This is a genomic window from Rhodococcus sp. 3258 (assembly GCF_031456475.1).
Taxonomy (GTDB): Bacteria; Actinomycetota; Actinomycetes; order Mycobacteriales; family Mycobacteriaceae; genus Rhodococcoides; species Rhodococcoides fascians.
On the sequence record NZ_JAVDUT010000004.1, the window covers coordinates 148,758 to 175,747 of the forward strand.

At 65.5% G+C, this 26,990-nt stretch carries 1 protein-coding gene; it reads right to left on the bottom strand.

Annotated elements, in window-relative coordinates; all coding sequences use genetic code 11:
• Positions 1–58: 58 nt before the first annotated feature.
• A complete protein-coding gene (locus tag J2X62_RS14495) occupies positions 59–26,812 on the bottom strand; it encodes a non-ribosomal peptide synthase/polyketide synthase (protein ID WP_310181421.1) in 26,754 nt (8,917 codons plus the stop codon).
• Positions 26,813–26,990: the final 178 nt, after the last annotated feature.

Below are 26,990 nucleotides of genomic sequence, written 5' to 3' on the forward strand. Positions count from 1 at the left end.
TATCGAAAGCCGATGGTATTCGAGCGAGTGCTCTTTCACGGAAGAACACTCGCAAACGTTATGGATATGTATTGCCCAGATGTGCGTCGACAACCGGACCGATCACCGAGACAGCATCGGGATTGGTCATTTCGTTGTGGAAAACGTCCACACCGTGGATGACGATATCTCCTGACACGTACGGTCGCCATTCCTGTGGTGACCGAACAATTCCGTCACTCGCGCCTTTCGTTGCAGAAAAGAACAAAACATTTCCGTCGAACACGTCCGGGATGAACTCGGCCATGATTCGCGTCGAGTTCTCGAATCCTGCATTGATTCTGCGCAAATGATCCGCCGTGACACCGGTGGTCTGCCCCAGGGATTCGTCGAGCAGTTCGACACCACGTTCGTAGGTCAACGGCTCGGACGACGCCTGCGCAGTCAGATCCAGCCCCAGACCCGCGAGCAGGTTCTCGACGCTCAGCTCACCGTCGGCCGTCTCGTCATGGCCGTCGACATAGCTGTCCAGCAACGCGAGAGTCTGCACTTCGCTGCCGGTGCTGCGTAGTTCCACTGCGATCGCATGGGCGAGCGAACCACCGAGCGACCACCCGAGCAGGTGGTACGGACCGACCGGCTGGACAGCCCGAATCTCGTCGGCGTACCGGTGCGCGAGGTCTCGAATCGAGCCGAACGGCGTGCCTTCCACGATGCTGGGCAACTGCAGGCCGTACACGGGACGGTCGTCACCGATCTGGGACACCAGGCCCGCATATCCCCACGACAACCCGATTCCGGGATGGACGCAGAACAGCGGTTCCTTGGAACCTGTACTGCGCAGTGGGATGACCACTCCGAACACCGAATCCAGTTGCGCACCGGACGAATCGACGTCCGACGCGACCCGAGCCGCGAGCCCTGCCGGGGTCGGATCGACGAACAACGCCTGCAGCGGGACGCGAACTCCGACCGCGTTCTCGATGGCCGGGCCGATCTTGGTTGCCACCAGCGACGTGCCACCGAGTTCGAAGAAGTTGTCGTCCATACCGACTCGTTCGACACCCAACACCTCGGCGAACGCGTCGGCGATGGCTGCTTCGAGATCGGTACTCGGTGCCCGATACGGCGTCGTCGACACCGTCAGTTCCGGCACCGGGAGCGCGCGTCGATCCAGCTTGCCCACCGGAGTGAGTGGGATGTCGGCGAGTTCGATGATCGTCGACGGGACCATGTGGCGCGGAAGAACGGTCGCGACACTGTCGCGCAATGCCTCGACGTCCACCGATGCACCCTCGGCCGGCAGGACGTAGGACACGAGAACCGTGTCTCCCGACGCCGCATTGTGACCGATGGTCGCCGCGAAGCCGACCTCGTCGTGATCGGTGAGCGCGGAGTCGATCTCGCCGAGCTCGATACGGAATCCGCGGACCTTGACCTGGAAGTCGCTGCGTCCGACGAACTCGAGCACACCGGTACTCCCCCAGCGCACGACGTCACCGGTTCGGTACATCCGCTCACCGGCGGTACCGAACGGGTCTGCGACGAAGCGTTCGGCCGTGAGCCCGAACCGTCGCAGGTATCCGCGTGCCGTACCGGGGCCTGCGATGTACAGCTCGCCCGACACCCCGGCCGGGACCGGCCGCAGGCGTGCGTCGAGCACGAGGAACCGGAATCCGGTACCAGGCCGGCCGACGTCCACCGTGCCGCCTGGCATCAACGGACCGCCGACACTCGCCTGAATGGTCGTCTCGGTCGGACCGTAGCCGTTGAACATCTTGCGGCCCGGTGCCCACTTCGCCACCAGCTCCGGAGTGCAGGCCTCGCCGCCGACGGCGAGGACGCGGACCGTGCCCAAACGTGTTTCGTCGATCGAGGACAACGCCGCCGGAGTCAGGAACGCGTGTGTGACATGTTCCGATTCGAGCAGGTCGGCCAGTTCGCTGCCACCGAACGTTCCCGGCGGCACGATCACCACGGTGGCACCGACGCCGAACGCCATCGTGAGCTCGTACACCGAGGCGTCGAAACTCGGCGAGGCGATGTGCGACACCCGCGAATCTCGGGTGGGACGGAATCGATCGATCACCTCAGCCTGCAGGTTGGCCAGGCCCCGGTGCCGCACTGCGACGCCCTTCGGGCGACCGGTCGAACCCGAGGTGTAGATCAGGTACGCCGGGTGGTCGAGGTGCAGCGTCGCGGTGCGCTCGGCATCGGTGACTGCGGCCACGGGATAGCGAGAGAGCTCCGATGACGTCTCGGGATCGTCCAGGACGAGCCACGGCACGGTGTCGGGCAGCGACTGCCGACTGTCGACGTCGGTCAATCCCATTGCCGCACGCGAATCTTCGAGCATGTGCGCAATGCGGTCGGCCGGGTAGTTCGGGTCGACCGGCAGGAATGCCGCACCGGTCTTGGCGACCGCCCACACCGACAGAACCGACTCGATGGATCGAGGCAGGGCCAAGGCGACGAACGTTTCCGGTCCGACGCCGTAGTCGATGAGCATTCGCGCGATTCGGTTCGACCAACTGTCGAGGTCGGCGTAGGACAGGCTCACACCCCGATACGTGACGGCGACCGCGTACGGGTCGAGCGCCACCGAGGCGGCGAGCATTTCCGGCCACGTTCGCAACGCGACGTCGGCGGACCCGCGAGCCGGTGCCAGAGCCTGCTTCTCGTCGGCACCGAGAATGTCGATATCCCCCACCGCGGTGAGTCGATCGTTGCCGACGGCGTCGAGTACGCGAACCAGTCGCGCCGCGATCGCATCGACGGTGGACGCGTCGAACAGCGAGGTGGCGTAATCGAACGCTGCCTCGAATCCGGTCGGTCGCCCGTCGTCGTCGAAGGTCTCGGACACCAGGAGTTGCAGATCCTGCTTGGCCACGGGAACGTCGAAGTCGAAGCCCTCCACGCGCAGATCCGGTAGCTCGAGTGACGCCTTCTCGTTGTTCTGGAACGACAACGCCACCTGCGACAGCGGTGCATACGCCGTCGATCGCGTGGGATTGAGCACCTCGACGATGCGCTCGAACGGCATCTCGGTGTGATCGAAGGCGTCGAGGTCGTGTGCTTTCACCTGCGTGAGCAGATCCACGAACGAGGCGGAGTCGTCGATCCGGCTGCGCAACACCAAGGTGTTGACGAACATGCCGACGAGATCGTCCAGTGCCGCGTCGCCGCGCCCTGCCACCGGAGTGGTGATCGCGATGTCGTCGGTACCGCTCAGGCGCGCCAGCACCACCGCGAACGCGGCGTGCAACACCATGAACATACTGACGTTCTGCTCGCGGGTGATCTCGACGAGTGCCCGATGGATCTCGGCGTCGACGGTGAAGCGAACCCGGCCACCCCGGAAATCCTGCGTGGTGGGCCGCGGGCGATCGGTGGGCAACGGCAGCAGATCGGGTAGACCTGCGAGCGCCGTCGACCAGTACTCGAGCTGGGCCGCGGCCACGCTCGACTCGTCCTTCTCGTCACCGAGCAACGAACGCTGCCACAGCGTGTAGTCGGCGTACTGCACCGGCAGGGGCTCCCAGCCCGGCGCTCCTCCCGCGGTGCGCGCCGAGTACGCGAGCACCACGTCTCGTGCCAGCGGTGCCATCGAGGCTCCGTCGGCCGCGATGTGATGCACCACCATCGCCAGTACGAAGACGGGCTCGGCATCGGTATCGGCACCGACGACGTGGAACAGCTCGACGTGCACCGGAATCTCGGTGGTCACGTCGAATCCACGACCCGCCAGGTGCGCCACCCGGTCGGTCAGCACACCGGCATCGATCGATTCCGGCTCGACCACCGGAGCTACCTCCACGGCCGGATGTACGAGCTGGACCGGGAAGTCCGGTCCGTCCGGGAACGTCGTCCGCAGCGATTCGTGCCGCTCGAGTACGTCGACGACTGCCGCGGCGAGGGCCGCAGTATCGAGCTGCCCGGTCAACTTGACGACCAGTGGCACGTTGTACGCCGCCGAGGTGGTGTCGAACTGGTTGATGAACCACATGCGTTGCTGAGCGAGAGACAGCGGAATGTGATCAGGACGTTGTGTCGCAACGAGATTCGGACGCTGTGTCCGTGTGGACGTTGCGCCGACCGCGCTCGCCAATCCGGCGACAGTCGGCATCTCGAAGATCGTGCGCACGCCGATCGTGGTGCCGAGTTCGGCATTGACGCGAGCGATGACACGGGTGGCGCTGAGTGAGTCTCCACCGAGCTCGAAGAAGCTGTCGTCGGCACCGACCCGATCGACGTCGAGAATTTCGGCGAACACGGCGGCCACGGTGAGCTCGGCCGGTGTGCTCGGCTCGCGGTACGACGTCGCCGACCCGAACTCGGGCACCGGCAACGCGGACCGATCGAGTTTGCCGACCGGGGTGAGCGGAATGGCGTCGAGCACCACGATGGCTGCGGGAACCATGTGCGACGGCAACATGCCGGCCAGGTGGTCACGCAGGACACCGGTATCGAACGCGTCCGCCGCGCCCTCGGTGGTTCGTACGTACGACACCAGGACGGTCGCTCCCGAGGGACCCGGAGTGCCGAAGGTCGCGGCGAAGTCCACGGACGGATGCGATGCGAGTGCCGCGTCGATCTCGCCGAGTTCGATGCGGAAGCCGCGAACCTTGACCTGCGAATCACTTCGACCGACGTATTCGATCGTCAGATCCGGCGACCACCGCACCACGTCTCCGGTGCGGTACATCCGCGAGCCGGGCGCGCCGAACGGGTCGGCGACGAATCGCTCCGCCGTCAGGCCCAATCGATCGTGGTAACCGCGGGCGAGTCCGACACCCGCGAGATAGAGCTCACCTGCGACGCCGACAGGAACAGGCTGCAGCCGTGAATCGAGCACCACCTCGTACACGCCGCGAACAGGACCACCGATCGAGACGGTGTCACCTGCAGTCATCGGCGTGCTGATGTTGGACATGATCGTGGCCTCGGTCGGACCGTAACCGTTGTAGAGATTCCGGCCCGGTGCCCACTTCGCGACCAACTCGGCCGGTACGGCCTCGCCACCGACGACGACGTCGGCGAACGTGTCGAGCCCGCTCGGGTCGACCGACGCCAGAGCCGACGGGGTGATGAAGCCGTGGGTGACCGACTCCGCTGCCAACAGTGCCGCGAGTTCGTCGCCGCCGTACACGGTGGGCGGCACGATGATCATCGTCGCGCCGACGCCGAAGGCGAGCAGGTACTCGAGCACGGATGCATCGAAGCTCGGGGACGAGACATGCAGTGTGCGTGAGTATTTGGTGGTTCGGTATCGCTCGCGCTGCTCGGTTGCGAAGTTGTCGAGACCGGAGTGCGTGACGACGACACCCTTGGGCACACCCGTCGAACCCGAGGTGTAGATGGTGTACGCCGCGCTCTCGAAGGCGATGCGTCCGTTCCGCTCGGTGGCGTCGATCGGCTCGTCGCTCACTGCGTTCGGGCCGTCCGTCGCCAGATCGTCGAGGACGATCCAGGGCACGGTCGACGGCAGGTCGTCGAGATGGGCGCGGGTGGTGACGCCGAACGTGGCACCGGAGTCGGCCAACATGTGCTCGATGCGATCGGCCGGGTAGTTGGGATCCACCGGTACGAATGCCGCGCCGGATTTTGCGACGGCCCAGACCGTCAGCACCGATTCGATCGATCGTGCGATGCCGAGTGCCACGAAGGTCTCGGTGCGCACGCCGTGGCCCAGCAGAATTCGAGCGAGTCGGTTGGACCGACGGTCCAATTCCCGGTACGTCATTTCGCCGTCGGTGCTGCGCAGTGCGATGGCGTCCGGGTTCACCGCGGCAGCGTCGGAGAAGATCTCCGGCAGCAGCCGGGCCGAGCGTCCTTCGGGTCCGAACACCGGTGCCAGCGAGGCGAACTCGGCGTCACCGAGGAGTCGCAGCCGTCCCAGTGGCTGCTGTTCGTCCTCGAGCACGGCGTCGAGGACACGCTCGACGCGATCGACGATGGCGTGCACGGAATCGACGTCGAACAGTTCCGGCAGGTATTTCGCCTTCAGGTTCAGGCGCTCGTCGACCGACGAAACCAGAGTCAGCGGGTAGTGCGCTGCGTCGGTTCCGAGAATGTCGGTGACCTGCATGCCGGCGAAATCGGTTGCCGCAGAAGCGCCGGCCCGGTCGACGGGGTACGACTCGAACACCGTCAAGGTGTCGAAAGCCACGCCTGCACCCGCTGCGCGTTGGATGTCGGTCAGGCCGAGGTAGTGGTGGTCCAACAGCGAAGCCTGCTCGGCCTGAACCCGATCGACCAGTGCACCCAGCGTTTCGCTCCGGTCGAGCGTGACCAGGACGGGCAGGGTGTTGATGAACAGCCCGATCATGCCCTCGATACCCGGAACCTCCGGCGGACGACCCGACACCGTCGCACCGAACACGACGTCCTCGCGTCCGGTGAGGGTGGCCAGCACGACGCCCCATGCGGTCTGGACGAGGGTGTTGAGGGTCGATCCACGGCGAGCAGCGAAGTCACGCAGTGCCGCGGTGGTCTCGACCGACAACGACCGCTCGGTCTCCCGCGACACGGTGGACAATTGCCGGCCACGATCGTCGGTGACCAACAGCGTGGGTTCTTCCACGCCGGCCATTGCACTGACCCATTGCGCAGTGGAGATCGCCACGTCGCGTTGGCGCATCCACGCCAGGTAATCCCGGTAGGCAGGAATACGCGGCAGCATCGAGTCGTCGGACTCGGTGACGTAGAGCGTGATGAGTTCCTTGACGACCAGCGGCGTCGACCAACCGTCCAACAGGATGTGGTGGTTGGTCAGCAGCAGACGCCAGTGATCGTCGGCCAGGGTGATCAGCGTGAACCGCAGCAGCGGTGCCCGGTCCATCTCGAAGCGCACCGCACGGTCGGCCTCGAGAACTGCCTCGAGGGCCACCTCGACATCGGGCTCCCCCCGGAGATCGATCTCGGACCACGGAACAGTGACCGAACTCTGCACGATCTGCAGTGACTCGCCGTTGCTGTTGTGTACGAACGCTGCTCGCAGGTTGGGATGGCGAGAGACCAGTTTGTCGACGGCAGCATGCATCCGCGTCGCATCGACAGTTCCCCGGAGCTCGAGGCCCAGCTGAACCATGTACGCGTCGACACCCGAACCGGCACTGCCGATTTCGCCTGCCAGGCGAGCGTGGAACAGCAAGCCGGCCTGCAGAGGCGACAACGACCACACGTCGTCGAGATTCGGGAACTGCTCTTCCAGAGCATCGATGGATGTCTGATCGATGTCGACCAGCTCGAGATCCGACGGCGTGAAGCCGCCCGCACCGTCGGCCGAGGCGTGCTCGGTGATCGAGGTGAGGGCCTGCGTCCACAGTTCGATCAACCTGCCGACCTCGTCGGCGTCGAGAACGCCCGCGGGGAAGGCGAACGTCGCGTCGAGCTGCGGGCCGTCGGGGGTCGAGGTGGTGACAGCGTTGATGTCCAGCGCCGCAGGCACCGGCATGTCCGGATTCTGCGCGTCGCCGAGCTCCGCGTCGGCCACCGGGATCCAACCCACGTCGTCCATGCCTTCGGTGGATCCGGTGGAGAACCGGCCGAGGTAGTTGAAGCTGACCTGTGGTGCGGCGAAGCCGGACAGAGCCTCGGCTGCAGCGGAATCGAGGTACCGCAGCATGCCGTAGCCGATGCCGTGATCGGGGATCTCGAGCAGCTGTTCCTTGATGGTCTTGACCAGGGCACCGGCCGACGCGCCGCCTGCCAGAGCGTCGGCGACGTCGAGCGACCCGAGATCGAGACGCACGGGGAAGATGGTGGTGAACCAGCCGACGGTCCGACCGAGATCGGCACCGGGCACCACCGCGTCCTCGCGGCCGTGGCCCTCGAGAGTCACGAGAGCGTCCCGCACCGCATCGCCGCGTTCGCGACGCCACGCGGTCAAGGCCAGAGCCAAACCAGCCAGCAGGCCGTCGTTGACGCTGCCGCGGAACACGTCCGGGACAGTGGTCAACAGGCGCTCGGTGACCTCGACCGGCAGAGACGTGCGGACACGCTGCACGGTGGCGTCGACGTCGATTCTCTTGTCGAGCGGGCGAGAACCGATCGTCGGGTCGGCTCCGTCGAGGATCCGACGCCACAGTCCTAGCTCGTCGGTTCGGGCGGCCGTGACCTCGGTGAGTCCGGTGGACCACCGACGCATCGACGTACCGATCGGAGCCAGTTCAGGCTCCTGGCCGGCGACGATCCGACTCCATGCCGTGGCGAGGTCGGGGACCAGAATGCGCCAGGACACGCCGTCGATCACGAGGTGGTGGGCGACGACGAGCAGTCGACCCGAGCCATTGGGGCTCTGGAACCACACCATCTGCACCATGACGCCGTCGGCCGGAACCAGACGATCGGCAGCGGCGTCGAGCTCGGCCGCGGCAACGACGGAGAATTCGGGGCCGTCGACGGATTCGACCGAGACCGCGTGAAGGACGCTCGCAGCCGAGACTGTTCCGACCGGAGACACTTCCTCGTGCCACTCCCCGTCCGCGTCCTGGTAGAGGCGCGCACGCAGCATGTCGTGACGATCGAGCACCGCTGCCACCGTGAGTTCGAGCGTCTCGCGCTCGATGCCGACCGGAAGCTGAAGCAGCGCTGTTTGTGTGTAACGGCCGAATTCGGTGCTGCGGTCCAACATCCACCGCACGACCGGGGTGAGCGGCATCGGGCCGACTCCCCCACCGTCGAGTTCTTCGAGCACCACGGCGTCGCCGCCGAGAACAGCGACCTCGGCGAGAGCGGCCACGGTCTTGCGCTCGAAGATGTCGCGGGGAGCCAGCACCAGCCCGGCGGCCTTGGCGCGCGAGACCAACTGGATCGACATGATGCTGTCGCCGCCGAGTGCGAAGAACGAATCGTCGACGCCGACGGTATCGAGCCCGAGAACGTCCGCGAACAGACCGGCCAGGATCGACTCGACTTCGGTTGCGGGCAAACGACTTTCGGTGACGTTTGCCGAGAAGTCCGGTGCCGGGAGTGCACGGCGATCGAGTTTGCCGTTGGCGGTCAGCGGCAGCTCGTCCAGGACGATCAACGCTGCGGGCACCATGTACGAGGTCAACGAGTTGCCCACGAAGTCGAGAACGGCCGCATGGTCGAGCGCGCGACCGGCCTCGGCCACGACGTAGCCGATCAGGCGATCACCGAAACCGTCGTCGCGGACGGCGACCACGGAAGCCGCTACCCCGTCGAATGCCAGTAGCGCGCTTTCGATTTCGCCCAGTTCGATACGGAAGCCGTGCAACTGGACCTGCATGTCGCTTCGACCCAGGTATTCGAGAGCCCCATCGCGATTCCACCTGGCGGTGTCACCGGTGCGGTACATACGCGCACCCGTATCGCCGGAGGGGTCGGCAACGAAACGTGTTGCGGACAGCCCTGCTCGGCCGAGGTATCCGCGAGAGAGCTGTGCCCCGGAGACGTACATCTCCCCGACGACGCCGGGCGGAACAGGATTGAGGCGGGTGTCGAGAACGGCGACACGCAGCGCCGGGATCGCCTGGCCGATGACGCTGGCCGAAGCGGACGCCGCGAACTGCTCGGTCAGAGCCAGGTGGCTCACGTGGACCGTCGTCTCGGTGATGCCGTACATGTTGACCAGGGTCGGCGAGGTCTCCTCGTGCCGTGCGTACCAGCGACCGAGCTGCCCGAGATCGAGTGCTTCTCCACCGAAGATGACGTACCGCAGCGACAGTGCGTCCGATCCGTCGGCGGATCCACCGGCCGCGGTTGCCACACGATCGGCTTCGGCGAACTGGTAGAACGCCGTCGGCGTCTGGTTGAGAACCGTGACCTTCTCACGAATCAGCAACTCGCGGAACAGTTCCGGCGAGCGTGCGGTGTAATAGTCGACGACCACGAGAGTGCCGCCGTGCAGCAGTGGTCCCCACAGTTCCCACACCGAGAAGTCGAACGCGTAGGAGTGGAACATGGTCCACACGTCGCGGTCGTCGAAGTGGAACAGATCCGTGGTGTTCGCGAACAGTGTCGCCACGTTACGGTGCGCGATCTGCACACCCTTGGGACGTCCGGTACTACCCGAGGTGTAGATGACGTAGGCGATCGAATCGGCATCGGTGGTGCCGATGCGGTCGGCGTCGGTCAGCGGGGCTCCGGACACGCTTGCCAGCTCGGCGACCGCTTCGGGTGCATCGAGCAGCAGCATCTCGACATCGGAAGCAGGCACCGATGCACTGTCGGCGACGGTGGAGATCACACAGACCGGTGACGCGTCGTCGAGCATGAATGCGAGCCGGTCGGCCGGATAGCCGACGTCGATCGGGAGGTAGCCGCCGCCGGATTTGACGACCGCCAGCAGAGCAACGATCAGCTCCTCGGTGCGCGGCATCGCAACCGCCACCAGGGACTCCGACGTCACACCCCGAGCCACGAGGATTCGCGCAAGTCGGTTCGAGCGGTCGTCCAGCTCGGCGTAGGTCAGCGAGCGATCGCCGAACACGACTGCCTGTGCTTCGGGGAACTGCGCAGCGGCAGCGGCGAAGCGGTCGGCCAGTGTCGCATCGGTCGCCGTGTGGCCGTCGTGGTTCCACTGCCGGGCCATGGCGTCGAGTTCACCCGGCAACAGGATGTCGATGTCGCCGACAGCACGATCGGGATCGGCGGTCACGCCGACGAGGACGGCACCGAATCGAGTCGAGAACTCGTCCACGGAGATCTCGTCGAACAGGTCGACCGCATAGGTGATCGCAGCGGTCATACCTGCCGGAGCACCGGAGTCGTCGAACCGTTCCGCAACGGTCAGCTGGAGGTCGAACTTCGCGACGTGGGCGTCGATGTCGACGGCCTCGACGGTGAGTTCGGGTAGCTCCAGTGCCGCCGAGGTGTTGTTCTGGAATTCGAGCAGTACCTGGAACAACGGCGAGTGATCGGTGGACCGGGCCGGATCGAGGACGTCGACGAGGCGCTCGAACGGCACGTCGGTGTTGTCGAACGCCGCCAGGTCCGCGGTACGGGTCCGGCGGAGCAGCTCGGTGAACGAGAGATCGGGCGCTACCTCGGTGCGCAGAACCAGAGTCCCGACGAACATGCCGACCAAATCGTCGAGCGCCGCGTCGCCACGCCCGGCGATGGGCGTGCCGACTGCGATGTCCTCGGTCCCGCTGAGGCGAGCCATGAGGATCGACCATGCTGCATGCATGGCCATGAACACGGTCGCGTCGTTCGCGCGGGCGAGGTCCACCAGGCCGGCGTGGACGTCTGGCTCGATCTCGAACCGAACACTGTTGCCGCGCATCGACTGCCGTGCCGGGCGAGGATGGTCGAGCGGAAGCGGCAGCAGCTCGGGTAGATCCGCGAGAGTGGACTTCCAGAACTCGAGCTGCTGTGCTGCCACCGAGCTCGGGTCGGACTCGTCGCCGAGAACCGAGCGTTGCCACATCGCGAAATCGGCGTACTGAACGTCGAGCGGTGCCCACATCGGAGCTACTCCCGACACGCGAGATCCGTACGCCACCATGACGTCTCGAGCCAACGGTGCCATGGACGCGCCGTCGGCGGCAATGTGATGCACGATGATCGACAGCACGAAATCCTCGGGTGCCGTCCGGTACAGAACGGCCCGGAAGGGCAGGTCCTTCGACACGTCGAATCCGCGGGCGGCAGCGGACGAGATCGCGGTGACGATGTCGGTGGCATCGACGTCGACGACCTGCAGATCGGTCGTCGCCGCGTCGGTGCCGAGAATGTGCTGCTCGGGGCGATCGCCGTGCGAGGGGAACACGGTGCGCAGCGACTCGTGCCGCGCCAGCACGTCACCGATCGCAGCGTTCATTGCCTCGATGTCGAGACGGCCTGTCAATCGAACCGCGAGCGGGATGTTGTAGGCGGCCGAGTCGACGTCGAACTGGTTGATGAACCACATTCTCTGCTGAGCCATCGACAACGGAATCGAGCTCGGGCGAGGCTTCGCAGTGAGCGCCGGACGGCGCGCGCCACCGGCCGGGTTGCTGTGCACTCGCACCGCCAACGACTCGACCGTGGGTGCCTCGAACAACGCACGAACGCTGACAGCAGTGTCGAGGGCTGCATTCACCCGAGCGGTGAGGCGGGTGGCGCTCAGCGAGTCTCCACCGAGATCGAAGAAGCTCGAGTCGATGCCGACGCTGCCCACGCCGAGAACCTCGCCGAAGATGTCGGCGATGATTCGCTCGGTCTCGTTGCGAGGAGCGCGCGAGTCGCTGCCGAGGTGCAGATCCGGGGCGGGCAGCGCCTGTCGATCGAGCTTGCCCGCGGGCGTGAGCGGGATCGACTCCAAGGCAACGAACGCCGTCGGAATCATGTGTGTCGGAAGCGAACTCGACGCCCGAGTGCGCAGCGTCGTCACGTCGATTTCGTGGCCGGGCCGCGGAAGAACGTAGGCGACCAGGATCGTGTTTCCGGCAGGTCCGTCGACACCGATCGTCGTAGCGAATTCGACTGTCGGATCATCGGTCAGCACCGCGTCGATCTCGCCGAGCTCGATACGGAAACCGCGCACCTTGACCTGGAAGTCGCTGCGTCCGACGTACTCGAGGGTGCCCGACTCGGTCCACCGCACGACGTCGCCGGTTCGGTACATACGCTCGCCGGGCTCGCCGAACGGGTTCGCGACGAACCGCTCTGCCGTCAGACCGAATCGCGAATGGTAGCCACGCGCCAGGGCGGGGCCGGCGAGGTAGAGCTCTCCTGCGACACCGACCGGTACCGGATGCAGACGCGAATCCAGCACTACTTCGCCGAAACCGATTGTCGGCGAGCCGATATCGATGGGCGAGCCCACATGCAGCTGGTCACTGACGGAGGAGAAGATGGTGGCCTCCGTGGGGCCGTACGCATTGAACATGCGCCGGCCCGGTGCCCACCGTGCGACGAGCTCGGGCGGACACACGTCGCCACCGGTTGCAACGACGCTCAGTTCGGTCAGACCGTCGGGGTCCACCGAGGCGAGGGCCGCGGGAGTCACGAACGCATGCGTGACGTGCTGCTGCGCCAGGAGCTCGCCGAGCTCCACGCCGCCGTAGACGGAGGTGGGTGCGATCACCATCGTGGCGGCACCCGAGATCACCATGGCCAGCTCGAGAATGGATGCATCGAAGCTCGGTGACGCGAACGCGAGAACCCGAGCGTTCGGAGTCACCTCGAAGCGAGACCGTTCTTCCTCGGCCAGGTTGGCCAGGCCGCGATGAGTGACGGTGACGCCCTTGGGAACTCCGGTGGAGCCGGAGGTGTAGATCAAGTACGCGACCTGATCGATGTGTACCGGTCGAGTGCGGTCGGAGTCGAGAACCGGTGCGGTCGAACGGTTCGCGAGATCGCGGCGAGTGTCGTCGTGGTCGAGGACGGACCACGCAGCCGAGCCCAGACCCTCGACGGCACCGACGTGTTCGGTCGACGTGACGCCGATGGACGCGCCGGAGTCGACCAGCATGTGCTCGACTCGATCACGGGGGTAACTCGGATCGATCGGCAGGAAGGCCGCACCGGTCTTGGCCACGGCCCAGATTGCGAGAACCGATTCGATGGAGCGCGGCAAAGCAAGTGCCACAACGGTTTCCGGACCTGCTCCGCGGGCGATCAACGCACGCGCGAGCGCAGACGACCGAGTGTCCAATTCGGTGTAGGTCAGTGTCCGACCTGCGCTCCACACTGCCGTACCACCGGGGTTGCGGGCAGCAGCATCGGTGAGGATGTCCGGCAGGAGGCGCTCGGTCGTGGAAGCGGGACCACGTACCGGGGCCAGCCTGTTCGATTCCTCCGAGGACAGCAGCGACAGCGATGCGACCCGTTGGTCGGTGTCGGTCGCGATCGCCTCGAGAACACGCACGATTCGATCGACGGTGGCGACGACGACACTGTGCTCGAACAGCTCGGGCAGGTACTTGGCTTCGATGTGCAATCGGTCGTCGACCATCGCGACCAGGGTCAGCGGATACTGGGCGGTGTCGCTGCCGTCGTGCACGTCGTGCACCCGCATGCCGGCGAGATCGGTCTCGGCCGACAGTCCCGCGCGGTCCATCGGATACGACTCGAACACGGTGAGCGTGTCGAACGCGACCGCGGGACCGACGGCACGCTGGATATCGGTCAGGCCCAGGTAGTGGTGATCGAGCAGCGAAGCCTGTTCGGCCTGCACCCGATCGAGGTACTGGCCGAGTGTTTCGGCTGGATCCAGCACAATGCGCACCGGCAGCGTGTTGATGAACAGACCGACCATGGACTCGATATCCGAGACCTCCGGCGGACGTCCCGAGACGGTGGCACCGAACACTACGTCCGTGCGACCGGTCAACGTGCCCAGCACCATCGCCCACGAAGCCTGCACCATCGAGTTCATCGTGATGCCGCGTGCCCGGGCGAGACTGCGCAGTCGTTCGGTCTGCTCGATGTCCAGGGAAACCAACGCGCGGCCGGCCAATGTCGACTCCTGGCGACGGCTCTCGACCGGCGTCAGCAGGGTGGGTTCGGCGAGACCCGCGAGGGCTTCCGTCCATGCCGCACGAGCTGCCGAGTGATCACGCCGCGACAACCACGACAGGTAGTCGCGGTACGCAGGTACGCGCGGAAGAACGGCGTCGTCGCCGTCCACGACGTAGAGCGTGAGCAGGTCCTTGAGGAGCAGCGGCGTCGACCATCCGTCGAGCAGGATGTGGTGGTTGGTCATCACCAGACGCCACTCGCCCGGGGCCAGCGTCACGAGCATGAAGCGCAACAACGGCGCCTGTGCCATGTTGAATCGCGTTGCGCGGTCGTCGTGTTCGATTCGCTCGAGCTCGGCTGCGCGATCGTCGACGCTCAGCGACGACAGATCGACCGAGGTCCACGGCACATCGACGTCGTGATGCACGATCTGGATGGATTCGCCGTCGTTGTTGTGGACGAACGCCGTGCGCAGGTTCGCGTGGCGCCGCAGTAGAGCCTGGGCAGCGCGGCGGAAGCGAGCCTCGTCGACGTCCCCGCGGAGGTCGAGCACCAGCTGGACGATGTAGGCATCGACGGACTGATCCGACAGTTCGGCATGGAAGAGCAAACCGGCCTGCAGAGGCGTCATCGACCAGATGTCGTCGAGAGTCGGGTACACCCGCTCGAGATCGTCGATGGACTTCTGGTCGAGGCTCACCAGATCGAGATCGGACGGCGTGAACCCGCCGGTCCCCGGCCGCTGAGCGAGCTGCGTCAGCGCGGTGAGAGCCTGCTTCCACAACTGGGCGAGTTCGGTGACCTCGTCGGCGTCGAGCACGCCCGTCGGGAATGCGAAGGTCGCCTCCAACCGAGGCCCGGTCGGTGTCGCCGTGGTGACCGCGTTGATGTCGAGCGCAGCGGCGACCGGCAGGTCCTCGTCCTGAGAATCGCCGACGCCGGAGTCGTCGACCGGCAGCCACCCGTGTCCGCGGAGCTCGTCCGGAACGTCGGTGCTGTATCGACCGAGGTAGTTGAAACTGACCTGGGGTGCCGGGAAGTCACGCAGTGTCGCACCGGCCTCCTCGTCCAGGTAGCGGAGCATGCCGTACCCGATGCCATGATCGGCAACGGCGAGCAGCTGCTCCTTGACGGACTTGACCAGCGCTGCTGCCGCGTCCCCGCCGGCGAGAGCGTCGTCGAGGTCGATCCCGTCGAGCGTCAGTCGAAGTGGGTAGATGGTGGTGAACCAACCGATGGTGCGGCTGAGATCGGCTCCCGGAACCACATGGTCCTCACGGCCGTGGCCCTCGAGAGAGATCAGTGCGTCGGACACGACGACACCGCGGTTTCGTCGCCACACGGCTGTCGCCAGGGCCAGAGCGGCCAGTAGACCGTCGTTGACGCTGCCGTGGAACGCCTCGGGCAGAGCCGTCAACAGGCCCTCGGTGACATCGGTCGACAGAGTGACCTCGACCTTGTCCACCGTTCGATAGACGTCGATCTCGCGGTCGAGTGCGCGTGAACCGATGAGCGGATCGGGATCGGCGAGCGCGTCGCGCCATACTGCGAGCTCGTCCGAACGCGTTGCGGTGACCTCACGCAGGCCGTGCGCCCAACGACGCATCGAGGTACCGACCGGGGCCAGTTCCGGTGTGCTGCCGCCGATGATCTGAGCCCACGCCGACGCGAGGTCGGGCACGAGAATTCGCCACGAGACGCCGTCGATCACCAGGTGGTGCGCGACGACGAGCAGTCGGCTGCCTTCGGAGCCGGCGTCGAACCAGACCATCTGAATCATGACACCGGCATCGGGTGCCAGACGATCCACTGCTGCAGCGGCTTCCGACCTGGCCTGATCCGAGAACTCCGGTCCTCGAACACTGTTCGACTCCACCCGGCGGACGACGGACTGCGCCGTGACGGAACCGATCGGGAGCACCTCCATCGACGGCTCTCCGGCGCGGTGCAGAACTGCACGGAGCATGTCGTGGTGATCGAGGACGGTCTGAACGGTTGCTTCGAGAACGTCGAGCTCGATATCGGACGGCAGTGTCAGCACGGCAGTCTGTGTGTGCTTGTCGAGTACCGACGTGCGGTCGAGCATCCAGTGCACGATCGGGGTGAGCGGGACGTCTCCGACGCCGCCGCCGGGCAGCTCGTCCAGCACGAGCGGAACGGTCCCGTCGCCGGCCGCGACGACCTCGGCCAGTGCGGCAACGGTCTTGTGCTCGAACACATCTCGCGGCGACAGAGCCAGCCCTGCCGCTTTCGCGCGGGAGACGAGCTGAATCGACATGATGCTGTCTCCGCCGAGCGCGAAGAAGGAGTCGTCGACTCCGACGCGATCGAGGCGGAGCACCTCGGCGAACAAACCGGCGAGCGTCTTCTCGACGGCATTGTCGGCGTCGCGTCCCGAGGTGACCTGAGCGGACCAGTCGGGTTCGGGGAGGGCTTTGCGGTCGAGTTTGCCGGCCGGAGTCAACGGGATCGACTCCAACATCACGAACGCCGAGGGCACCATGTGCGCAGGCAGCACCGACGCCGCATGATCACGCAGCACACCGGCATCGAACGACGCACCGGCCACCGGCAACACATACGACACCAACACCGTCGACCCCGCCGCGGACTCACGCCCGACAGTGACCACGAAATCGACACCCGACACCGCCGCCAACACCGAATCGATCTCACCCAATTCGATGCGGAAACCACGCACCTTCACCTGAAAATCGCTGCGCCCCACATACTCCAACGCACCCGAGGCATTCCACCGCACCACATCACCGGTGCGATACATCCGCGAACCCGCACCACCGAACGGATTGGCCACGAACCGCTCCGCCGACAACCCCGACCGCGCGTGATACCCACGAGCCAACGCCGGACCCGCCAGATACAACTCACCCACCACACCCACGGGCACCGGATTCAACCGCGCATCCAACACCACCTCCGCGAAACCGATCGTCGGCGAACCGATATCGACCGACTCCCCCACCACCAACGCCGACGAAATCGACGAGAAAATCGTCGCCTCCGTCGGACCGTACGCATTGAACATCCGCCGACCCGGCGCCCACCGCGCCACCAACTCCGGAGCACACACATCACCACCGGTGACCACGACCTCCACCGAATCCAACCCCACCGGATCCACCGACGCCAACGCCGCCGGAGTCACGAACGCATGCGTGACCCGCTCCTCGGCGAGCAACGACGCCAACTCCACCCCACCGAACACCATCGCCGGCGCAATCACCATCGTCGCCCCACCCGAGAACGCCAACACGAACTCGAGAATCGAAGCATCGAAACTCGGCGACGCGAACGCCAACACCCGAGACGACGGCCCCACACCGAACCGAACCCGCTCCTCGGCAGCCAAGTTCCCCACACCACGATGAGTGACCACCACACCCTTGGGCACACCAGTGGACCCCGAGGTATAGATCAGATACGCCGCATCATCGAGACGCAACACACCCGAACGCTCGGCATCCAACACCGGAGCAGGCGAAGCGAACGCCAGATCCGCCACCACATCGGCATCGTCGAGCACCACCCACGACACCCCACCCACACCCGCAACCGCATCCAGATGCGCACCCAACGTCACACCCACCACAGCACCGGAATCGACCAACATGTGCTCGATCCGATCCACCGGATAATTCGGATCCACCGGCAAGAACGCACCACCGGCCTTCGCCACCGCCCACACCGCCACCACAGACTCCACCGACCGCGACAACGCCAACGCCACGAACGACCCCGGACCCACACCACACGACATCAACACCCGCGCCACACGCGACGATGCCGCATCCAACTCCCCATACGAGAGCACCCGCGAACCCGACACCACCGCAACACCACCGACACCAGCAACACCGACCGCACCAGCCAACAACTCCGGCAACACCACACCCGCAACAGAACGCGGACCACGAACCGGAGCCAACGCTGAGTACTCGTCGCTCGAGAGGATGTCGATGTCGCCGACGCGAACGGACGGCGTGGCCGTCACAGCGTCGAGGATCCGCACCAGACGATCGGACATGACACGCACGGTGTCGGCATCGAACAGTTCTGTGGCGTAACGGAAGCTGGCTTCGATGCCGACCGGGTTCCCGGAAGCGTCGAACTCCTCGGAGACCGTGAGCTGCAGGTCGAAGTTGGAGATGTCGTTGGGCAGTTCGATGCCCTCGATCGACAGCCCGGGCAAGGTCACCGTCGGGCGATCGGTGTGCTGGAACTCGAGCATCACCTGGAACAACGGGGCGTGAGCGGTGGACCTGGCGGGGTCGACGGCGTCGACGACCCGCTCGAACGGCACGTCCGCGTGGGTGAAGGCCGCCAGGTCGACGGTGCGCACATCCGCCAACAGATCCTCGAACGGAGTCGACCCGGGCACCTGCGTGCGGAGGACGAGCGTGTTGACGAACATGCCGACGAGCTCGTCGAGTGCGGCATCGCCTCGACCGGAGATCGGTGTGCCGACCGAAATGTCCTCGGTACCGGACAGCCGTGCCAGCAGCACGGCCAGAGCGGCGTGCACGATCATGAACGAGCTCGAATTGTGCTGCGCGGCAACGGCCACGAGCCGAGCATGTACTGCGGGATCGATCGCGAACGAGACGGTGTCGCCGCGCAAGGACGCCACTGCCGGACGCGGGCGATCGGTCGGCAACGGCAGCACTTCCGGGCTGCCCGCCAACGCGTCGACCCAGTACGTCACCTGCTTCGCCATCAGGGAGTCGGGATCGGATTCCTCGCCGAGGAAACGGCGCTGCCACAGCGCGTAGTCGGCGTACTGCACCGGCAACGGTTCCTGGCTCGGCGCATGACCTGCAGCTCGGGCGCTGTACGCCACCATCAGGTCGCGGGCGAGCGGCGCGCTGGAGAAGCCGTCGGACGAGATGTGATGGACCACCATGACGAGTACGTGTTCGTTCTCGTCCTGACGGATCAGGCGGACGCGCAACGGAACATCGGCCACGACGTCGAAGCCGGCACCGGCTACGGCACCGATGAGCTCGGCGACCTGCCGGTCGTCCTCTGCGGGAACCGGAGTCAGGTCCGGAACGGCCGATGCCACGTCGAGGACGGACTGCACGGGGCCGTCGTCGGTGAGCGGGAACATCGTTCGAAGAGACTCGTGGCGTGTGAGCACGTCCGCTATGGCCGAGCGCATCGCGTCGACGTCGAGGATGCCGCTCAGGCGCATCGCGAACGCGACGTTGTAGGCAGCCGACTCGGTGTCGTACTGATTGATGAACCACATCCGCTGCTGTGCCAGAGACAGCGGCACCACCGCGGGTCGTTCCTGTGGCACCAACCGAGGCGTCGGTGCGGAGTCCTGTGTGCTGACGTCGATGCCCGCGGACAGCGATCGGACAGTCGGTGAATCGAACAGATCTCGGATGCCGATGTCGGTTCCGAGGGCGGCATTGACGCGTGCGACGAGGCGCATCGCGATCAGCGAGTTGCCGCCGATCTCGAAGAAGCTCGAGGTCGCGCTGACCTGTGCGACGCCGAGCAGATCCGCGAAGACGCCCGCAACGATCTCTTCGACCGGATTCTCCGGTCCGACGAATTCGGACGCAGCAACGGTGAACTCGGGGGCCGGCAGTGCCTTTCGGTCGAGCTTGCCGCTGGCATTGAGAGGAAGTGAGTCGAGTACGACCACATGCGAGGGCACCATGTACCCCGGCAGCCGACGTCCGGCTTCGGCGATCACCTCGGCCGAGTCGACCGCGTGACCGGATGCGGAGACCACGTAGGCCACCAACGTCTCGCCGGTGTTCGGATCCTTGTGCACCAGAGCGATTGCCTGGGCGACGGACTCCGAGCGCAGCAGCACCGCTTCGATCTCGGGAAGCTCGATACGCAGACCACGCAGCTTCACCTGGAAGTCGGTACGGCCGATGTACTCGAGTTCGCCGTCGGCGCGCCAACGAACCAGGTCGCCGGTGCGGTAGAGACGTTCACCCGGCTCGCCGAACGGATCGGCGACGAAGCGATCGGCGGTGAGATCGCCGCGGCCGACGTAGCCGCGAGCGAGCTGAACTCCGGCCAGGTACAGCTCGCCGGGAGCACCGATCGGGGCCGGTCGAAGCGACGCGTCGAGCACGTACAGACGGGTGTTCCAGACCGGCGAACCGATGGGAATGGACACGCCGTCGTGGCCGGTGACGTGGTAGTAGCTGACGTCGACGGCGGCCTCGGTAGGACCGTAGAGGTTGTGCAGCTCGGCCTGGGAGAACTGCGCGAACTGCGCGGCGGTGGCGGGCGGAAGTGCTTCGCCACTGCAGAAGACGAGCCGTAGTGACACACAGTCCGCAGCCCGAGCTCCGGCTGCGAACACCGCGAGCATCGACGGCACGAAGTGCGCGGTGGTGATGTGTTCGGCCGCGATGATCTTCGACAGGTACACCGGGTCGCGATGGCCGTCGGGCTCCGCCACGACGAGCTTGGCACCGACCTGTAGGGGCCAGAAGAACTCCCACACCGATACGTCGAACGTGGCCGGGGTCTTCTGCAACACCGTGTCGGCGGGCGCGAGGTGGTACTCGTCCTGCATCCACAGCAGTCGGTTCAAAATGGCCGAGTGCGTGACGGCGACGCCCTTGGGTCGGCCGGTGGAGCCGGAGGTGTAGATCACGTAGGCGGTGTTGGCTCCGTGCAGGCTTCCGAGGCGGTCCTGGTCGGTGATCGAGGAGCGGTCGCGATCGGAGACGTCGAGAAGATCCACCGCGAGAACGGGAGTGGCGACCGCGATGTCGATCCAATCGCGGCTCGTGGTGAGAATGCACACCGGCTGAGCGCTCGACAGCACGTAGGACGATCGCTCGACCGGGTGATCGGGGTCGATCGGTACATAGGCACCGCCGGCCTTGACGATCGCGTACATGCCCACGAGCAGATCGATCGAACGTCGGATCGCGAGCCCGACGTGGGACTCGGGCCCCACGCCCAGTGAAATGAGATGCCGTGCAAGCTGATTGGCGCGCTCGTCCAGCTCCAGGTAGGTGATGTGCTCGTCCTCGAAGACGAGGGCGGTCGAGTACGGACTGCGCAGCACCTGACGGTCGAACAGACTGCTCAGAGTCATGTCGACGGCCCCGGTGTGGAGCTGCCGGTGGACCGGATCCTCGATGAGACGTGCGGTGTCGTTCCACTCGAACAGTACGAGTTCTCGTTCGGCCGGGGACAGAATGTCGATGTCGCCGGTACGAATGTCCGTCGAGCTGCCGATGGTCGCGACGATCCTCAGGAACCGGTCGACGAAACGGTCGATGGTCTCGGGATCGAACAGATCCGTTGCGTACGTGAACGACGCCGACAGGGCGCCGGACTCGTCGACCGGTTCCTGGTCGACGCGAAGCTGCAGGTCGAATTTCGCAGTGTCGGTACCGATTTCCTCGAACTCGACGACGAGTTCGGGTAGCTCGAGCACTGCGGTGGCGTTGTTCTGGAATTCGAGGAGCACCTGGAACAGGGGTGAATGATCGGTCGACCTGGCGGGATCGAGTACGTCCACGAGCCGCTCGAACGGAATGTCGGTGTTGTCGAAGGCCGCGAGGTCGGAGCTACGAGCGCCGGCGAGCAGTTCGGCGAAGCTGGCCTGTGGCTCGACCTGCGTGCGAAGAACGAGGGTTCCGACGAACATTCCGACGAGATCGTCGAGTGCTGCGTCCCCTCGGCCGGCGATCGGGGTGCCGATGGCGATGTCCTGGGTGCCGCTCAGGCGCGCGAGGAGCACGGCCAGAGCGGAGTGCACCACCATGAACAGAGTCGACTCGTGTTCGGCAGCAACCGAAGACAGGCGAGCTGCGACATCGGCCGGAATGGTGAACGGTGTGACGCTGCCGCGCATCGACTGACGGGTGGGGCGCGGTCGGTCGAGCGGCATCGGTAGTACGTCGGGAAGGTCGGTCAGCGCGGACTTCCAGAATTCGATCTGGCGTGCTGCCACGGACGTGGGGTCGTTCTCGTCGCCGAGCACGTCGTGCTGCCACAGCGCGAAGTCTGCGTACTGCACCGGCAGTGGCGCCCACGTCGGCTGCGAACCCGCGGATCGAGCACTGTAGGCGACCATGACGTCGCGGGCGAGCGGTGCCATCGAGGCACCGTCGGCAGCGATGTGATGGACCACGATCGAGAGCACGAAGCTCTCCGGGCCGGTGCGGTACAGAACCGCCCGGAAAGGGAGATCGACGGTGACGTCGAATCCCGTTGTGGCGGAGCTACGTACGAGCGCGTCGACGGCATCGGCAGCCACGTCGACGACGCGGAGCGGAAGGTTCGGTCCGGTGACGTTCTCGGGCGGAAGTATCACCTGATTCGGCAGGTCGCCCACTGTGGGGAACACCGTGCGCAGCGACTCGTGTCGAGTCAGCACGTCGCCGACGGCAGCGGACATCGCATCGACGTCCAGCCGGCCCGACAGGCGAACGAGAAGAGGAATGTTGTACGCAGGCGAGGATGCATCGAACTGATTGATGAACCACATACGTTGCTGCGCCAGCGACAGCGGAACGGACTCCGGCCGATCGGCGGGAACCAGTGCCGGGCGACGGTGCAGCGATGCGCCCGTCGACTCCGCACGGTCGGCGAGGGTGCGAACCGTCGATGCCTCAAACAGATCGAGGACCCGCAGATCCGTACCCAGAGCTGCGTTGACGCGGGCGATCAAACGTGTTGCGACAAGGGAGTTTCCGCCGAGATCGAAGAAGCTGTCGGTGACGCCGACACGATCGAGCTCCAGTACGTCGCAGAACACGGCAGCCACAGCCGCCTCGTACTCGGTTTCCGGCGACTCCGTGGTGCTCTGCGAACCGAGCTCGGGTTCGGGGAGGGCTTTGCGGTCGAGTTTGCCGGCCGGAGTCAACGGGATCGACTCCAACATCACGAACGCCGAGGGCACCATGTGCGCAGGCAGCACCGACGCCGCATGATCACGCAGCACACCGGCATCGAACGACGCACCGGCCACCGGCAACACATACGACACCAACACCGTCGACCCCGCCGCGGACTCACGCCCGACAGTGACCACGAAATCGACACCCGACACCGCCGCCAACACCGAATCGATCTCACCCAATTCGATGCGGAAACCACGCACCTTCACCTGAAAATCGCTGCGCCCCACATACTCCAACGCACCCGAGGCATTCCACCGCACCACATCACCGGTGCGATACATCCGCGAACCCGCACCACCGAACGGATTGGCCACGAACCGCTCCGCCGACAACCCCGACCGCGCGTGATACCCACGAGCCAACGCCGGACCCGCCAGATACAACTCACCCACCACACCCACGGGCACCGGATTCAACCGCGCATCCAACACCACCTCCGCGAAACCGATCGTCGGCGAACCGATATCGACCGACTCCCCCACCACCAACGCCGACGAAATCGACGAGAAAATCGTCGCCTCCGTCGGACCGTACGCATTGAACATCCGCCGACCCGGCGCCCACCGCGCCACCAACTCCGGAGCACACACATCACCACCGGTGACCACGACCTCCACCGAATCCAACCCCACCGGATCCACCGACGCCAACGCCGCCGGAGTCACGAACGCATGCGTGACCCGCTCCTCGGCGAGCAACGACGCCAACTCCACCCCACCGAACACCATCGCCGGCGCAATCACCATCGTCGCCCCACCCGAGAACGCCAACACGAACTCGAGAATCGAAGCATCGAAACTCGGCGACGCGAACGCCAACACCCGAGACGACGGCCCCACACCGAACCGAACCCGCTCCTCGGCAGCCAAGTTCCCCACACCACGATGAGTGACCACCACACCCTTGGGCACACCAGTGGACCCCGAGGTATAGATCAGATACGCCGCATCATCGAGACGCAACACACCCGAACGCTCGGCATCCAACACCGGAGCAGGCGAAGCGAACGCCAGATCCGCCACCACATCGGCATCGTCGAGCACCACCCACGACACCCCACCCACACCCGCAACCGCATCCAGATGCGCACCCAACGTCACACCCACCACAGCACCGGAATCGACCAACATGTGCTCGATCCGATCCACCGGATAATTCGGATCCACCGGCAAGAACGCACCACCGGCCTTCGCCACCGCCCACACCGCCACCACAGACTCCACCGACCGCGACAACGCCAACGCCACGAACGACCCCGGACCCACACCACACGACATCAACACCCGCGCCACACGCGACGATGCCGCATCCAACTCCCCATACGAGAGCACCCGCGAACCCGACACCACCGCAACACCACCGACACCAGCAACACCGACCGCACCAGCCAACAACTCCGGCAACACCACACCCGCAACAGAACGCGGACCACGAACCGGAGCGAGACGCGCACGTTCGGCGGCAGAGAGCAACTCCACGTCACCGACGGCACGCTGTGGGTCACTCGTCAGTGCGTCGACGATGCGCACCAGACGACGACCGATCTGAGCAACACTGCCGGCATCGAACAGTTCTGTGGCGTAATCGATGACGACATGCGGAGATTCGGACTCGTGAACCGTGACGACGAGATCGAAATCTATTCCGTCGCGCGGAAGCGGAGACTCCCCGAAGCGGAGCGCGACCTGGGCGAGGGGGTTGTGCGAGCCGGTTTCGGCCGAGCCGAGTGCTCGGGCTATCTCGGCGAAGGTGGCATCGGCGTGGGCCGACGCATCGACGAACTCTGCCGCGGTGGTGCCGACGAAGTCCGAGAACGACTGACGGCCGTCGGGGCGGGTGCGCAGAACAACCGTCTCGCCGCGGCCGGAGGGCACTGCGATCGAGACGTCATCGGTGGATGCTAGACGCGAAAGAAGAACGGCCACAGCGGATTCGAGCACGACGAACGGGGTGGTCGAGCTGTCGTCGGCGAGTCGGCTCACGGCATCCCACGCTGCGGACCCCAGGGCGACCTCGTGCGACGCGCGAACATGCCCGATGCGCGAAGGCCGGGGGCGGTCGGTCGGCAGCGCGAGCAGGTCCGGCGCATCGGCCAGTCGATCGACCCAGTGGGCTACGTGCGCCGCGGCGCGACGGCGGCGGCGACCTTCGAGGGCGCTGTCCGGATGAACTTGCAGGACGGGCACGTCCGGGCCGGAGGCGATGAATTCGGTGACCATGTCGACGAAACTGGAGTGATGCGTCGTCAGGTCGTTGTCGTCGTAGCGGTTGGGGTTTGCCCGGAAATCGACGAATGTTCTTGCGGGAGTACCACTCTGGTAAACGTTGACGAGGAGGTCCTCGACCGGGCCGGACGTGACGATGTTGAATTCGCCGACGATCGAGCCGAGCTGAATCTGCTGATGGAACAGCATCATGTTGACCATCGGGCCGGCGAGCTGTTTGTCGCTTCCCGTGGCTGCCAACTCGCGCCGGATATCTTCGATGCTGAACCTCTGGTGCCGCAACGCACCCATCAGCTCGAGTTGTACCTGCTGTACGAGTTCACCGACGGTGGCCTTCTCGGAGACGCGCATCGGAATGGGTGCGACGTTGACCAACATTCCGCCGGATCGACGGAGGAGGGCCGTGGTGCGCGCGGACACGGGGATGTTGACCAGGACGTCTTCGCGCCCGGTCATGCGCGAGAGGTAACAGCCGAATGCAGCGATGAACACCGCGGCGGCCGTCCCGCCCTTCGTCGAGTCCGACGCTTCGAGTTCGGTGACGACGTCATCGGGCAGTGCGACACTGCGCAGCTTGCTGGCCGCGATGGTACGACCGGGTGTGTTGGACAGCGTGGCACCGTCGTGGATGCCCGCGGCCCTCGATGTCCAGTACTCCTTGTCCGTCTCGAAACGAGTGGACGTCCGGTACTCCTGATCGAGGTCGTACAGTCGCCGAAGTTCGGCTGCCTTGTTCGGCTCGGGTTCGACATTCTCGACCGCTGCGGTGTAGAGCGCGGCGGTGCGCTGGACCAGTGTCATGGCACCGTAGCCGTCGAGGGCGACGTGGTGGATCTTGCTGTACCAGAGGTTGCGTTCGTCCTCGACCTGAAGAATCCAGCTGTCGACGAGCGGATCGTTCTCCATGTCGACCGGTTTGACGTAGTTCTCGTCTATCCACGCCAGCGCCGACGCCATCGGATCGTCTTCGCCGCGAAGATCCAGGTAGTGCACCGACTGATCTATGCCGTGGTCGACCGTCTGAACCGGCTCCCCGTCGACCTGGGCCAGGCGCAGGTAGGCCGACTGGAACTCGTGCCCGGCGCGGGCCGACGCCTCCTGGAGAACCGCTATGTCGAGTGGTCCGCGCAGATCGACGTATTGGGCGATACAGACAGCGACGTCAGGCGCGAGTTGTTGCGCAAACCACATTCCGCGCTGCGCCGAGGACAGCGGGAAGGAATTGTCGAACCCTGTTCCGGTCGGCGGGACCTGAGAGCCACCGGTGGTCACTGCGCGCATTCACTTGCCTTTCGGCGGGACGGAGGCACCGGCAAAAGCCGACGTCGAACCCGTGGAATCGGAGCCTTCGGCCTGGTGAGAGATCTCCGGCCGCGGCGGCGTCTGCGCGCGATTGAGCAATTCTGGCGTCCGTTCTGGTCTGCGTTCGTATCGGTCCACACACACTCGATGGCGGTTG

Coding starts and splice junctions, on each gene's coding strand:
- J2X62_RS14495 (WP_310181421.1), bottom strand. CDS start 26,812: ATGCGCGCAGTGACCACCGGTGGCTCTCAGGTCCCGCCGACCGGAACA.